The sequence below is a fragment of the Pedobacter sp. UC225_65 genome, assembly GCF_042698365.1.
In the GTDB taxonomy this organism is placed as follows: domain Bacteria; phylum Bacteroidota; class Bacteroidia; order Sphingobacteriales; family Sphingobacteriaceae; genus Pedobacter.
On the sequence record NZ_CP170550.1, the window covers coordinates 2,823,990 to 2,838,467 of the forward strand.

A 14,478-nucleotide genomic window follows, 5' to 3' on the forward strand; every position below is an offset into this window, starting at 1 on the left:
ATTTAGCATCATTTTCTTAAGTTCATTCGGCAATCTAGGCCTCCATCAACTTTCGCTCTAGCTCAATCATGTCCCTGCTCACTTTCATATCCAGTACCTTTGCATAATGCTGGGTTGTTCGGATATCTTTATGCCCCATCATCTTCGATACACTCTCTATCGGCACATCGTTATTCAAGGTGACCGTAGTGGCAAAGGTATGTCGTGCAATATGAAAGGTCAGCACTTTGGTAATGTCGCAACGGTCTGCAATCTCTTTCAAATAACTGTTCATCTTTTGATTGCTCAGCACTGGTAGCACTACACCTTTGAGCGCACAATCGGAATGATCCTGGTATTTTTCCATTAGCGATTTGGGAAAGGCCATCAAGGGAATGCGGGCAGCATTCGCATTTTTCTTACGGTTGGTGAATATCCATAACTGCCCATCATCTCCCTTGCTAATTTCCGAGCGTTGCAGTTTCTTCACATCCGCATAAGAAAGTCCTGTATAGCAACAGAACACAAAGATATCACGGACCTGTTCTATCCTTTTGACCCCAAACTCTTTCTTTTCGATCACATCCAGTTCAGTTTTGGAAAGGAATTCTCTTTCCTTTGGCTTTGCCTTGTTCTTGTAGAAGGCGAAGGGATTCACGACAATCCATCGATGCGCTAAACAGAGATTAATGATCTTGCGGAAATGCTTCATGTATTTGGCAACAGAAATCCCGCCGATACTTTTTGCAGTAGCTAGATAGAATTCATAGCCGAGAATAAATGCATGGTCGATCTTTCGGATATCGATATCTGCTTTTTTATAGTCCAGCGCTAAATACCCTTCTAGATGGGTGACCGACGATTTATAACCTTTTAGAGTGTTCGCTTCAAAGCCCTTTCCGATCATCGCTTCCATTTTCCGGTTATGGTCGGCAAAAATTTCCATTAAATACCTTGGTTTTTCTTCCTTGCCCAAATATTTATCCATGATGGACTCGGAAGAAATATCAGCACCCATCTTCTTTAAATAGGTGTGGGCCTGCTCGACCTTTAAGTCGATCGCATCCAGATAGGCATTCAATGTTTTTGCAGATTCTGAATTTCCTTTGGCGCGGTTGGCGCTTGAAATCCAGTTTTTGGGTTCACACGTCCTTCCCGCGGAGGCTTCTTTTGGGGTGAAACCCGCTACGCTAATGCGCATGTAGATGGCTTTTGGGCCGCTTACATAATTTCTTGGTTTCTTCAGAAAAAAATGAAGAGAATAATTCTGGCTCATAATGGCTAGTTTTAAGTGAAACAAAAGTAGCATTACGGTCATTTCCAGTCAAGATGTTCATCTTTTGAACAGGCTGACTGTCAGTATTTTAAGCCGTTTTCAGTGAGTCGCTATTTCAGTGAGGGTGACTCACTGAATGACGCACTGTTGATATGGGAATTTTTGCCTATTTCGGCGTGCTTGTATAACAAAAAAGGCCGTAAATCTTAAATTTACAGCCTTTTAAACGTTTTGATATTCAAAAAAGTAGCCCGTAGGGGAATCGAACCCCTGTTTCCAGAATGAAAATCTGGCGTCCTCACCCCTAGACGAACGGGCCATTAAAAATAAGAAGTGTCGTTTCAACTTCTTTGGTAGCGGGGACCAGACTCGAACTGATGACCTTCGGGTTATGAGCCCGACGAGCTACCAACTGCTCCACCCCGCACGCTATACAATTCAAAGCTTTCGTTAAATCCTTAACTCTTCTCCCGAATTGGAATGCAAAGATATAATTCGTTTCTTTGTGGTGCAAATTTATTTTAAAAAATATTTTTTATGTCGCACAAAGCAGGTTTTGTAAGTATCATCGGTAAGCCAAACGTTGGCAAATCCACCCTCATGAATGCCCTAGTGGGCGAAAAGCTTTCTATTATTACACCAAAGGCCCAAACAACCCGTCACCGGATTTTAGGAATTGTGAACGAAGATGACTTCCAAATCGTATTTTCTGACACGCCAGGATGATCAAACCGCTGTACGGACTGCAAGATTCGATGATGACCGCCGTAAATGGCGCACTAAGTGATGCGGATCTTGATCCTTTTGTAACCGACATTAACGAGAAACACGACGAAAATGATGTATTGGAAAAAATCACCAATACCACCATCCCTCTAGTGGTGCTACTGAACAAAATAGACAATGCTACGCAAGAGCAGGTTGACGAGAAGTTTGCCTATTGGAAAGAGAAATTAAACCCAATGCACATCTTTGCCATCTCTGCACTGCATCAATATAACCTGGATGGCATCTTACCTTTGATCTTGGACAATATCCCAGAGCATCCGGCCTATTACGACAAAGAGGAACTGACCGACCGTAGCCAACGTTTCTTCGTGTCTGAGATGATCCGTGAGAAAATCTTTAACAACTATAAAAAAGAAATCCCTTACAGTACCGAGGTAGTGGTTACTTCTTTTAAAGAAGAACAAAGCAAAGGCGGACCAATGGTGCGCATTACGGCAGAAGTTATTGTAGAAAGAGATTCGCAAAAAAACATATTGATCGGTACGGGTGGTGCAATGCTTAAAAAAGTAGGCATGGAGGCGCGTAAAGACATCGAAAAGTTTTTAGACAGTAAAGTATTCCTAGAAACCTTTGTTAAGGTTATCCCTGATTGGAGAAGCAAAAAGAACTACCTGAAAAATTTTGGGTACGAGAACTAAGAGGTTCAATGGGCATTGGTTCATTGGTAAATTGCGTAGCTAAATAAGGTCATCAACCTGCTGTTAAACAATTCAAAAGGAATAAGAGTTTATTCTTCCAATAATTTAGCTTACCTTTGCACTCCCTTTCAAAAAAGGTTAGTAGTTGATAGTCAAAATGTTTAGTAAATGTTTGCGCGCTCAATTACGAGATATTTAGGCAACATTATAACGTTTCAATTTTAAAACGTTTCAACAAAAAAATTATGAGTAACATTATCGCAATTGTAGGAAGACCAAATGTAGGCAAATCTACCCTCTTTAACCGCTTAACAGAAAGTCGCAAAGCGATTGTTGATGATTTTAGCGGTGTAACCCGCGACAGGCATTATGGCGCTGCCGAATGGACTGACAAACAGTTTACTGTAATTGATACGGGTGGTTATGTAGCCAATTCTGAAGATGTTTTTGAAGCGGCCATCCGCGAGCAGGTGGTGATCGCCATTGAAGAGGCTACCGTGCTTTTGTTTATGGTGGATGTAACCACTGGCATTACAGACTTGGACGATGAGATTGCACAACTTTTACGCCGCAGCAAAAAACCTGTTTTTATTGTAGTAAACAAGGTTGACAATACTGCCTTAGAAACTGAAGCTACTGTATTTTATGGTTTTGGTCTAGGCGAGATCTATACCATTTCTTCGATGACCGGTTCTGGAACTGGTGAATTGCTGGACGAAGTAATTACCCATTTTGAGGATATTCCTGAAGAGGAAAATGCTTTACCGAAGATCACCATTGTTGGTCGCCCGAATGTAGGCAAGTCTTCTTTGATCAATGCGTTGATTGGTAAAGAACGTAACATTGTAACACCAATTGCTGGTACTACCCGCGATTCAATCCATATCCATTATAACCAATTTGGCCACGAATTTATGTTTATTGATACTGCAGGTCTGCGTAAAAAGACCAAGGTAAAAGAGAACATTGAGTTTTATTCGGTAATGCGTACCATTAAAGCTTTAGAAGAGGCTGATGTGGTGATGTTGATGATCGATGCCGAAGATGGATTAGAAGCACAGGATGTTAATATTTTCCACTTGGCAGAAAAAAATAAAAAGGGGATTGTGATCTTGGTGAACAAATGGGACTTGATTGAGAAAAACAACAAGACCATTAAAGAATTTGAAGACCAGATCCGTACCAAACTACAGCCGTTTACCGATGTGCCAATCGTATTTATCTCGGTATTGAACAAACAGCGTATTTTTAAAACGATAGAAACGGCTTTAGAAGTTCACAAAAACCGTAGCAAAAAAGTACCTACATCTAAACTGAACGATGTAATGCTACCGATCATTGAGAACTATCCGCCACCTGCTTTAAAAGGTAAATACATCAAGATCAAATACATTACGCAGATCAACGCATCTTCGCCAATGTTTGCTTTCTTCTGTAACTTGCCACAGTACATTAAAGAACCGTACAAGCGTTTTATAGAGAACAAACTACGTGAGAATTTCGATTTTTCTGGCGTACCGATACAGATTTATTTTAGACAGAAGTAGGCTAGGTTGGAAGTCCAGAGTCTAGAGTATAGAGTCAGGAAGTCCGAAAGACGGAAAGTTATTTTTACTTAACACTTCCAGACTTTACAGACTAAGCTACTTTCCAACTTCCAGACTAAAACCTTTACAGACTTTCGAACTTAAAAACTTCCGGACTTTACAGACTAAGCTACTTTCCGACTTCCAGACTAAAACCTTTACAGACTTTCGAACTTAAAAACTTCCGGACTTTACAGACTAAGCTACTTTCCGACTTCCAGACTAAAAACTTTCGGACTTTACGGACTAATTAACTTTCAGACTTTAACCAGCATCTTATGCAAGTTGTAAACAGTAGCGCTACAGATATCGATACCATATTTGAGTTTTACGATATGGCTGTTGCGCATCAGAAAAAGGTATTCAACAAACACTGGCAAGGCTTTAGCTTGGCCTTGGTTACACAAGAAGTTGAAGAAAATAGACAGTACAAGATTTTAGTTGACGATAAAGTGGCGGCAATTTTTGCAGTGACTTTTAACGACCCGCAGATCTGGGGAGAAAAAGACGAACAGCCTTCTATCTACATCCATCGCATTGCAACACATCCCGATTTTAGGGGCTATGGCTTTGTAAACAAGATCATTGATTGGGCAAAGGATTATGCCAAGCGCAATGCCATCGCGTACATCCGTATGGATACCTGGGCCGATAACGAAAAACTATTGGCCTATTATACAGGTTGTGGTTTTGACCACGTAGGCAGCATTAAAATTGCAGCCAACAGTGGCCTACCCAAACATTACGAAGGCATAAGCCTCAACCTTTTCGAGATCAAGGTCTAACCTTTATACAATTACCAACTCTGCCGCCATTTCTGCAATCAGTTGATCGATCTGCTCTTTTTGTACATTGGGCATACAGATGATGTGCGAGCCTCCGTTTTCTGAAGCCAATTGCCATTTCTGCCTAATGGTTAAACTCGGCGAAGGAAAGTTGACCGTAATGGTATTGGGATTTCTCCAAGCGGCTACACCAATCTCTTTTAGCTTTTCTTCAGCATAAGCGGCTATGGCAAGACTATGTAAAGCTCTTTTCCTCAATCCTTCTACCCCGTACTTTTTAAGGGTGTACCATAAAAACAAAGGGCTATGTCCATTTCTAGAACCTGTAATGGTGGTATCTACACTACCGATATAGGCTACAGACCTGGCTATGCGATCCTGTTCGATTTTTTGGCTACCACCACCCCGCAAGGCATAGGCGAACCAAAAAATTTATGTCCACTAATGGCAATGCTATCTGCACCATCAGCAAAATCGAAAGCGGGGCGGGGCTCTATAAAGGCACTGTAACTACCAGATAAAGCACCGTCTGCATGGATATAATGGTTTTTAATGGCTAGTTTCTTTAGGATGGCCTTAATTTTACCAATATCATCGCGGGCTTCGGTCATGGTGGTACCGATATTGGCCATGATGATCACCGGCATGTGCCTGTTCATTCGGATGGTATCTTCCAGGTCTTCGTAATTGATCTCTCCGTTCTCTTGGGTACTGATCACAATATTGGGCATGTTCAGCAGATGGATGTTTTTCTGCACGCTGTAATGTGTGGCTTCTGAATAGTAGACCATCCCTTTTGGGTGCAACTCTCTGGCCAGGTATAATCCATAAAGGTTACCTTCTGAACCGCCATTGGTTACATAACCCCACCAATCGTCGGCTTCAGCCCTAAATAGCGAAGCAAAAAATGCAATCACTTCTTTCTCCATTTCTCTTGAACCTACCGCATAGGTACAGGCTACAAAAGGATCCCCCAAATTGTTCATCGGGTAGTGCAAAAAGGGCATCAACTCTGTAAAATCAAAATCTTTTGATACAGGATAACCCATAAAATTGGTGGTATTGAGTTGAACTTGGGCCAATAAATCGGCTAAGGTTTCTTGATCTGCTGGGGCTAGGGTACTGAATGGCATAACACGTTTATTGATGTGTTACAAAGCTAACCTTGATAAAACTAAATTCCAATTATACTCATTAATTAAGAATATAATATTGAATCATTAAATAATATCAATACAATATTTCGATTTAGTTTGATTTAAGAGGAGTTGGGAAAATTAAATAACAGCATTTTTTGCTGCTCTTGGTATTGTACTCTTGAAAAAGAGATTTCCAATAGCTTATTGTAAGCTGTTGAGCGCCTGTTTTACCATATTATCGGTCAAGTTATTGGCTTTGTAATATCCAATATCGCCCAAATGGTATTTACAGAGCATTACTTTCAGGTCGTTATAGATCAATGGTTTGGAAATCATCAACTGTTTATTATCTATTACAACGTTCTTAGCTTGGATATATTTCAACAAGTCTTTAAAATCTGCATCGCTGATGGTAAATGTACTCAGGTTCTGGTTCAGATATGCTGGGGTATAACGATCCGCTAATACATCGAACACGAAATCGATCAGTATTTTTTTATTGGCCAAAGTAGCATAGAATTTATTGTAACCAATGGTATCTAGCTTCACATACACATCTGGTTGGATGCCACCACCTCCAAAAACCTTTTTGCCACTGTGCGTAGTATAGGAATTAACTTTTTGTAAACTGTCTCTCACTCTTGCAGTTTTAGCAGTTAGTTCTCCATCGTTAAATCTATCTTCCAATTCTTTTTGATAGGCTGCATATCCTTTTTTGTACGATTTTTGGATACTTCTTCCCAATGGGGTGTAATACCTTGCAATGGTAAGGTTCAGGGCAGAACCATCATCAAAGGCAAACTGTTCTTGTACCAGACCCTTGCCAAAAGAACGTCTACCTACGATCACACCACGATCCAGATCTTGTATGGCTCCAGCAAAAATCTCGCTGGCCGAAGCTGAGTTTTCGTTGATCAACACCGCTAGCTTACCTTGCTCAAACTCGCCTCCACCTGTAGTAAAATAATCTGTACGTGGCTCGTGTTTGCCTTCGGTATATACAATCAATTTGTTCTCTGCCAAAAACTGATTGGCCAGGCCTGTTGCCGCAGTTACATACCCTCCGCCATTATCGCGCAGATCGAGCACCAACTTTTTCATCCCTTTGGCTTTAAGTGAGCGTACGGCATCCACAAAATCACGGTCGGTATTAGCTCCAAACTTACTGATACGGACATAGCCCGCATCTGTATTTAACATATAAGCAGCATCGATACTGCTTACATCTACCCTACCTCTTTTTATTGTTAAGGTTGATGGGGTAGACATGCCTTGATGCAGCAACAAAAGTTGCACAGGTGTACCTTTTTTACCTCTGATCTTACCTACCATTTCGGAGCGTGGCAATGTTCTTCCACTCACCATGGTGCTGTCGATCTTTAATATCTTGTCGCCCTGCTTCATCCCCGCCAAAAATGCAGGCCCGTCTTTCACCACATTGGTCACCAACAAGGTGTCGTTAAGGATGTAATATTCTACCCCAATGCCCTCAAAGTTGCCTTCTAAGGTTTCGGCCAATTCAAATGCTTTGGTAGGTGGTAAATAGATACTATGTGGATCTAACTGATGCAGTAGACTATCGATCGGTAGATGCTGCAAACTGTCGGCATTTACTTCATCAACGTAGTTCTTGTTGATGATATGGATGATGTCTTCTACTTTTTTGGTGTTGTTGTCTGCGTAATGTACGGGTCGTTCTACCTTAAAGCCTTGGTCTTTTAAAAACTTATAGCCCAAGTACATACCGCCTATTAAGGTTACAGAATAGGTGATTGCGATAAGGATATTGAAACGAGTACTTTTTTTCATGGTGTAGCGGCTCTACAAAGTTATGAAAATTAGCGAGTTAATTAAAGAACAAAGCGGCCTAGATTTTAGTTTTTTTGAATATTTTATTACAAATATTTGCAATGGCGTAATCTTCTCTATAAAATTGCATGTATTTATCCTTAATATTTCCTGTTAATGGAGAAATTAACGAACTTTAGCACAAATAACATCCATGAAAAGAATAACAGAGCAAGAATCTAAATACCACGACATTGATAAAATGTCTGTTTTAGAGATTTTGACAGGCATCAATACCGAAGACAAGATCGTACCTCAAGCCGTTGAAAAGGCTTTACCTCAAATAGAAAAACTAGCCGCTGCCGTTGCCGAAAGAATGCTTAATGGTGGTCGGTTATTTTATATTGGCGCTGGTACCAGTGGCCGTTTAGGTGTGGTTGATGCTTCTGAATGCCCGCCCACTTTTGGCGTTCCTTTTGACAGGGTTGTAGGCATCATTGCCGGTGGCGATACCGCCATCCGTAGAGCAGTTGAATTTGCTGAAGATGACGATGCCCAAGCTTGGATCGATCTTCAGGAATACCAGATCAACGAGAAGGATTCATTGATCGGTTTAGCTGCATCTGGCACTACTCCATATGTAATTGGGGGGTTAAATACTGCCCGTAAACATGGGATTTTAACGGGTTGCATCGTTTGTAATGAAGGTGGACCAATTGTTGCCGAATCTGATTATCCGGTAGAGGTTGTAGTTGGGCCTGAGTTTTTAACTGGTTCTACCCGTATGAAATCTGGAACTGCACAAAAGCTGGTTTTAAACATGCTGAGTACCACTGTAATGATCCGTTTAGGCCGCGTAAAGGGCAATAAAATGGTAGATATGCAGTTAACTAACCATAAATTAGTAGATCGCGGCACGCAAATGGTAATGGACGAACTGAACATTGACCACGACCAAGCTGCAGACCTATTGAACAAATATGGAAGTGTACGTAAAGCTGTAGACGCAAGCAAAAGCTAATTGGCAGTTTACTGTTTTCAGTTGATCATCTCATAGCTAGTTATTATGCACGAAATTGAGCCTTTTTATTTATGGAGAGATGATTATATTGCTGCTGAGGATGACCGTTCGCCATTCTTTAACACCGAATATTCTGAATTTTATTACGATAAACAACTCTATAATTTTCTAATCACCCCCAGTGGGATGCCTTTGGGTCCAATACACTTTACATCAAGGTATTGTTTGTAGATTATGATAAACAATATGCCATCATCGAACTGATGGGTGAGTGGAACGATACGATCAACAACGACATCATGACCCTAAAAAGGGAGATCATTGAACTGATGATCGATGAGGGGATCAATAAGTTTATCCTCATCGGTGAAAATGTATTGAACTTCCATGCTTCTGATGATAGTTATTATGAAGAGTGGTTCCAGGATGTGGAGGATGGCTGGATTGCTGGCATTAATTTCAACGAACATGTGATCCGAGAGTTTCGCGACCATAGCATCGATTATTACATCAATTTTGGGGGCGAGCTGGACGACCTGCACTGGAGAAAGTTGAAACCCCGTCAGTTTTACAAAAAAGTTGAAGAACTACTGACAAAAAGATTAAACTAAAACCGTATTTTTAACCATAACCAATATTATTTTATAATGGAACAACAAAATTATCAATACCAGGACAATACCGTATTTGTACAGGAAGGTTCTGTTTCTAAAAAATTCTTTGCTAATGTTTTCTTATGGATGTTTGTAGCGTTGACCCTTTCGACTGTTGCAGCCTATCTTTTTGGCGTCAATGAGGGTTTAAGGCAACATCTAGTGACTGTTAATGAAATATCTCGCAAACCGAGCATGACGATTTTTGGTTATGTTGCTATGTTTGCCCCACTTGCACTAGTACTTACCATGGGCTTTGGCCTAAGCAGACTTTCTTATACCGCACTTGTAGGTATATTTGTGCTATACTCTGTATTAACAGGAATAAGCTTAAGCTTCATAATATTAAGCTACACAACTGGATCAATAGTAGGATGTTTTGCCGCTGCAGCTGGAATATTTGGTATTATGGCCTTTTTGGGCTATACCACAAATGTTGACCTTAGCAAATTTGGTCCAATATTGATGGTAGGTGTAGTAGGATTAGTCATTGCTAGTGTAATTAACATGTTCCTTGGCAGTTCTCAATTGGATTATATCATGAGTTTCTTTGGGGTTGCTATTTTTACCGCGCTTACAGCTTACGATGTGCAAAAAATCAAAAGGATAGGTGAAGGAATCGAAGCTAATGGAGAACAAGTTTTACAAGTAGAATCAAAGAAAATGGCTATTGTAGCCGCATTATCATTATATCTTGATTTTCTTAATATCTTCCTTTTCTTATTACGTATTTTCGGAAGCAGAAAGTAAAAACAACAATTTCTCAAAATATTATACCGAAGGCCGTGCAGATTTGCATGGCCTTTGTAATTTTATTTGGTTATCCCTGCTATATTTTTGGAATTGATGTTGCATTGTTGCATTTTTGTAGTGCTTATAAAGAAAGGCGGAGGGATTAGACCCAACGATGTCTTAGCAACCTGTGCTAACAAGGTGCTACATTCTATCCCAGCACATCGGGAAAAGATAAGTTTAAGGGAAAAACCTATTCCATTTTTTTTAAGCACCATAGATTTGAGCAATTTGATTGGAGACCTGAGATGACTTGAGTTTCTCTTTTCCGCATCTTAAAGCTCCCATCTCCTATCAACAAAGAATGAGCATTAGAGAAGAACTAAAAAAACGTATTTTAATTATAGATGGTGCAATGGGTACCATGATCCAACGCTATATCCTATCTGAAGAAGATTTCAGGGGTGAGCGTTTTGCCAACCACCCATGTGATGTAAAGGGCAATAACGACTTATTGAACATCACACGTCCAGACATCATCAAAGCCATCCATCTGGAATACCTAAAGGCTGGGGCAGATATCATCGAGACCAATACCTTTAGTACGCAAAGAATTTCTATGGCCGATTACCAAATGGAAGACCTTTCTTACGAACTGAGTTTTGAAGGCGCCAGAGTGGCCAAAGAAGCCGTTACCGAGTTTATGGCTGCCAATCCCGACCGCAAATGTTTTGTAGCGGGTGCCATTGGCCCAACCAACCGTACACTTTCTATGTCGCCCAATGTAAATGACCCCGGTTATAGGGCTGTTTATTTTGACGAATTGGAGGCTGCTTATTACGAGCAGGTTCGCGGTTTGGTAGATGGTGGTTCTGACGTATTGTTGATCGAAACCATCTTTGATACCTTAAATGCAAAAGTGGCTATCGTAGCCATTAAAAAATATGAAGAAGTAATTGGACGAAAGCTAGAGATCATGATTTCTGGTACCATTACAGATGCTTCTGGAAGAACTTTATCTGGCCAAACAGCCGAAGCCTTTTTAAATTCGGTGATGCATGCCAACCCGTTGAGCATTGGTTTCAACTGTGCTTTGGGTGCCAAAGAGATGCGTCCACATATTGAAGAACTCGCCGCAAAAGCAGGATGTTATGTTTCGGCTTATCCCAATGCGGGCTTACCAAATGAGTTTGGCGCTTATGACGAGATGCCACACGAAACGGCACATCTGGTAGATGATTTCATCAGTTCGGGATTTGTAAACATTGTTGGGGGATGTTGTGGCACTACACCTGAACATATTGGCTGTATTGCCGAGAAAGCGAAAAAGGCCGAACCTCGAAAAATTCCAATCATTGAGCCATACATGCGTTTGAGCGGATTAGAGCCAGTAACCATTACTCCTGAAAGTATTTTTGTAAATGTTGGTGAAAGAACCAATATCACTGGCTCACCAAAGTTCTCTAAACTGATCTTGGGTGGCGATTACGAAGCGGCATTGGCCGTGGCCTTACAACAGGTAGAAGGTGGTGCGCAGGTGATCGATGTGAACATGGATGAGGGGATGTTGGATTCGGAAGCCGCTATGACCAAATTCTTAAACCTGATTGCTTCAGAACCTGATATAGCCAAACTACCCATCATGGTCGATTCATCTAAATGGTCGGTCATTGAAAATGGACTAAAATGTTTACAGGGCAAAGGTATCGTCAACTCGATTTCCTTAAAAGAAGGCGAAGAAAAGTTCAAGGACAGTGCCCGCAAGATCATGCAATATGGTGCTGCCATTGTGGTAATGGCTTTTGACGAACAAGGACAGGCAGACAATTACCAGCGCAGGATCGAGATCTGCAAAAGAAGTTATGACATCTTAGTAGATGAGGTAGGTTTCCCTCCTCAGGATATCATTTTCGATCCAAACATCTTAACCGTAGCCACAGGTTTAGAAGAACACAACAATTATGCGGTAGATTTTATCAATGCTACACGTTGGATCAAGCAAAACCTACCTTACGCCAAAGTAAGTGGTGGTGTATCTAACATTTCCTTCTCTTTTAGAGGGAACAATACCGTTCGTGAGGCCATGCACTCTGCATTTTTGTACCATGCGATCCAAGCCGGTTTAGACATGGGGATTGTAAATGCGGGGATGTTGGAAGTTTACCAAGAAATTCCACCAGAATTATTAGAACGTGTTGAGGACGTACTTTTAAACAGAAGAGAGGATGCTACCGAGCGATTGGTAGAATATGCCGATACCATCAAAAGCAAGGGCAAAGAAGTAGTTAGGGATGAAGAATGGCGCAAAGGAACTGTAGAAGAACGCTTGTCGCATTCTTTGGTAAAAGGTATTGTCGAATACTTGGATGATGATGTGGAAGAAGCCCGTCAGAAATATGCAAGACCAATCCAAGTAATCGAAGGTCCGCTAATGGATGGGATGAACATTGTTGGGGATCTATTTGGTGCCGGAAAGATGTTCTTGCCCCAAGTGGTAAAGTCGGCCAGGGTAATGAAAAAAGCCGTGGCTTATCTGTTGCCTTTCATTGAACAAGAAAAACTGGACAACCCCGACCAAGACCAAAATTCTTCGGCCGGAAAAGTGTTGATGGCCACCGTAAAAGGTGATGTACATGATATTGGAAAAAATATTGTAGGTGTTGTTTTGGCCTGTAATAATTTCGAAATCGTAGATATGGGTGTAATGGTTCCTGCACAGGATATCATTAAAAAAGCCAAAGAGATCAATGCAGATATTATTGGATTAAGTGGCCTCATTACGCCATCGTTAGATGAAATGGTCCATTTTGCCAAAGAAATGGAACGCGAAGGTTTTACCATTCCGTTGATCATTGGTGGCGCTACTACTTCTCGTATCCATGCCGCAGTTAAAGTTGCACCCAATTATTCTGGTCCGGCGATCCATGTTTTAGATGCGTCGAGAAGTGTAACGGTTTGCAGTACCTTAATGAATCCAGAAACCAAAGACGAATATGTTGCTGGTATCAGGGCAGAATATGATAAAGCACGTGAAGCCCATCTCAATAAGCGCTCTGACAAACGTTATAAAACAATTGAAGAAGCAAGAGCTGATAAATTCCAGATCGAACTGGATAAAGTGATCGACCGAACCCAAATTTACGGGAACCAAGGTTTTTGAAGATTATCCGCTAGAAGAGCTGGTTCCTTATATAGATTGGACCCCATTTTTCCATACTTGGGAATTACGTGGCAGTTATCCAAAAATATTCAGTGATAAAGTGGTGGGTGATGAAGCACAGAAACTTTATGATGATGCGCAGGTGTTGTTGAAACGTATCGTAGCAGAAAAACTATTGACAGCTAAAGGTGTGATCGGTTTTTGGCCAGCAAATGCGGTGGGTGATGATATCCAGTTAACAGTTAACACTTCGCAGTTAAACAATTCGCAACTGAAAACTGAAAACTGTGAAGTGGTAACTATTCATACCCTTCGTCAACAGGCAGAGAAAATGGCTGGCGAACCTTATTATGCCCTATCTGATTTTGTGGCACCAAAAGAAACTGGACTCAAAGATTATTTTGGTGGCTTTGCAGTAACCACAGGTTTAGGTTGTGATGAGCTGGTAGCAGAATTTGAGAAAAACCACGACGACTACAACAGCATTATGGCGAAAGCTTTGGCTGATCGCTTAGCTGAGGCTTTTGCAGAGCGTATGCACGAATTGGTACGTAAAGAATATTGGGGATATGCTGCAGATGAGAACCTGAGCAATCAGGAGTTGATCAAAGAAGAATATGCGGGTATACGTCCTGCACCGGGCTATCCTGCCTGTCCAGATCACACGGAAAAAGAAACTTTGTTTAATCTTTTAGATGCCGAAAACAAGATTGGCCTCCGCTTAACCGAAAGTTATGCCATGTATCCCGCAGCTGCCGTTAGTGGATTTTATTTTGCCCATCCACAATCTCGTTATTTTGGATTAGGAAAGATCACCAAAGACCAGGTTGAAGATTATGCGATCAGAAAAAACATGCCTTTAGAAGAAATAGAAAGATGGCTTAGCCCGAATTTGAGTTATTAAAGAGTATAAAGATTATAAGTACTAAGTA

General features: G+C 41.0%; 8 protein-coding genes, 2 tRNA genes, 3 pseudogenes and 1 riboswitch. Of the genes and pseudogenes, 7 read left to right on the top strand and 6 right to left on the bottom strand.

The window, feature by feature from the left end; all coding sequences use genetic code 11:
- Positions 1-34: 34 nt before the first annotated feature.
- The 3 genes from ACFJIZ_RS14800 to ACFJIZ_RS14810 form a co-directional block, all read right to left on the bottom strand.
- On the bottom strand, positions 35-1,288 hold the full coding sequence (locus ACFJIZ_RS14800) for a site-specific integrase (RefSeq protein WP_379085565.1): 1,254 nt from the start codon (positions 1,286-1,288) through the stop codon (positions 35-37).
- 214 nt (positions 1,289-1,502) lie between these two features.
- A tRNA-Glu gene (locus ACFJIZ_RS14805) sits at positions 1,503-1,574 on the bottom strand.
- 32 nt (positions 1,575-1,606) lie between these two features.
- Positions 1,607-1,682, bottom strand: a tRNA-Met gene (locus ACFJIZ_RS14810).
- A gap of 110 nt (positions 1,683-1,792) precedes the next feature.
- Here ACFJIZ_RS14810 and era point away from each other — a divergent pair.
- From era to ACFJIZ_RS14825, 3 genes and pseudogenes are all read left to right on the top strand, one after another.
- A pseudogene (era, locus tag ACFJIZ_RS14815) lies at positions 1,793-2,682 on the top strand (GTPase Era).
- A 245-nt stretch (positions 2,683-2,927) separates the two neighbouring features.
- Entirely contained in the window at positions 2,928-4,229 is a 1,302-nt protein-coding gene (der, locus tag ACFJIZ_RS14820) for a ribosome biogenesis GTPase Der (protein WP_379085568.1), read from the top strand.
- A gap of 317 nt (positions 4,230-4,546) precedes the next feature.
- Complete coding sequence (locus ACFJIZ_RS14825) at positions 4,547-5,053, top strand: GNAT family N-acetyltransferase (RefSeq protein ID WP_379085571.1); 507 nt, start codon at positions 4,547-4,549, stop codon at positions 5,051-5,053.
- Positions 5,054-5,056: 3 nt separating this feature from the next.
- On the opposite strand, the gene ACFJIZ_RS14830 is transcribed toward ACFJIZ_RS14825, so the two are convergent.
- From ACFJIZ_RS14830 to ACFJIZ_RS14840, 3 genes are all read right to left on the bottom strand, one after another.
- Positions 5,057-5,464 carry a hypothetical protein gene (locus ACFJIZ_RS14830; protein ID WP_379085574.1) on the bottom strand — a complete coding sequence of 136 codons (408 nt, stop codon included), beginning with the start codon at positions 5,462-5,464 and terminating at the stop codon, positions 5,057-5,059.
- The gene (locus ACFJIZ_RS14835; RefSeq protein ID WP_379085577.1) at positions 5,422-6,186 is read right to left on the bottom strand and encodes a histidine decarboxylase; all 765 of its coding nucleotides are present in this window, start codon (positions 6,184-6,186) and stop codon (positions 5,422-5,424) included. Before ACFJIZ_RS14835 ends, ACFJIZ_RS14830 begins: the two co-directional genes overlap by 43 nt.
- A gap of 207 nt (positions 6,187-6,393) precedes the next feature.
- Entirely contained in the window at positions 6,394-8,001 is a 1,608-nt protein-coding gene (locus ACFJIZ_RS14840; protein WP_379085580.1) for a S41 family peptidase, read from the bottom strand.
- 193 nt (positions 8,002-8,194) lie between these two features.
- On the opposite strand from ACFJIZ_RS14840, the gene murQ reads away from it, so the two are divergent.
- From murQ to metH, 4 genes and pseudogenes are all read left to right on the top strand, one after another.
- The gene (gene murQ, locus ACFJIZ_RS14845) at positions 8,195-9,001 is read left to right on the top strand and encodes an N-acetylmuramic acid 6-phosphate etherase (RefSeq protein WP_379085583.1); all 807 of its coding nucleotides are present in this window, start codon (positions 8,195-8,197) and stop codon (positions 8,999-9,001) included.
- A 45-nt stretch (positions 9,002-9,046) separates the two neighbouring features.
- Positions 9,047-9,612: pseudogene (locus tag ACFJIZ_RS14850) on the top strand (hypothetical protein).
- Between the two features lie 36 nt (positions 9,613-9,648).
- A complete protein-coding gene (locus tag ACFJIZ_RS14855; protein WP_379085586.1) occupies positions 9,649-10,404 on the top strand; it encodes a Bax inhibitor-1/YccA family protein in 756 nt (251 codons plus the stop codon).
- Between the two features lie 121 nt (positions 10,405-10,525).
- Positions 10,526-10,627, top strand: a riboswitch (SAM riboswitch).
- Between the two features lie 123 nt (positions 10,628-10,750).
- Positions 10,751-14,450, top strand: a pseudogene (gene metH / locus ACFJIZ_RS14860) (methionine synthase).
- Positions 14,451-14,478: the final 28 nt, after the last annotated feature.

Excerpts from the sequence above, each read along its gene's own strand:
- ACFJIZ_RS14800 (WP_379085565.1), bottom strand. The coding sequence starts at position 1,288 with ATGCTACTTTTGTTTCACTTAAAACTAGCCATTATGAGCCAGAATTAT.
- der (WP_379085568.1), top strand. The coding sequence starts at position 2,928 with ATGAGTAACATTATCGCAATTGTAGGAAGACCAAATGTAGGCAAATCT.
- ACFJIZ_RS14825 (WP_379085571.1), top strand. The coding sequence starts at position 4,547 with ATGCAAGTTGTAAACAGTAGCGCTACAGATATCGATACCATATTTGAG.
- ACFJIZ_RS14835 (WP_379085577.1), bottom strand. The coding sequence starts at position 6,186 with ATGCCATTCAGTACCCTAGCCCCAGCAGATCAAGAAACCTTAGCCGAT.
- ACFJIZ_RS14840 (WP_379085580.1), bottom strand. The coding sequence starts at position 8,001 with ATGAAAAAAAGTACTCGTTTCAATATCCTTATCGCAATCACCTATTCT.
- murQ (WP_379085583.1), top strand. The coding sequence starts at position 8,195 with ATGAAAAGAATAACAGAGCAAGAATCTAAATACCACGACATTGATAAA.
- ACFJIZ_RS14855 (WP_379085586.1), top strand. The coding sequence starts at position 9,649 with ATGGAACAACAAAATTATCAATACCAGGACAATACCGTATTTGTACAG.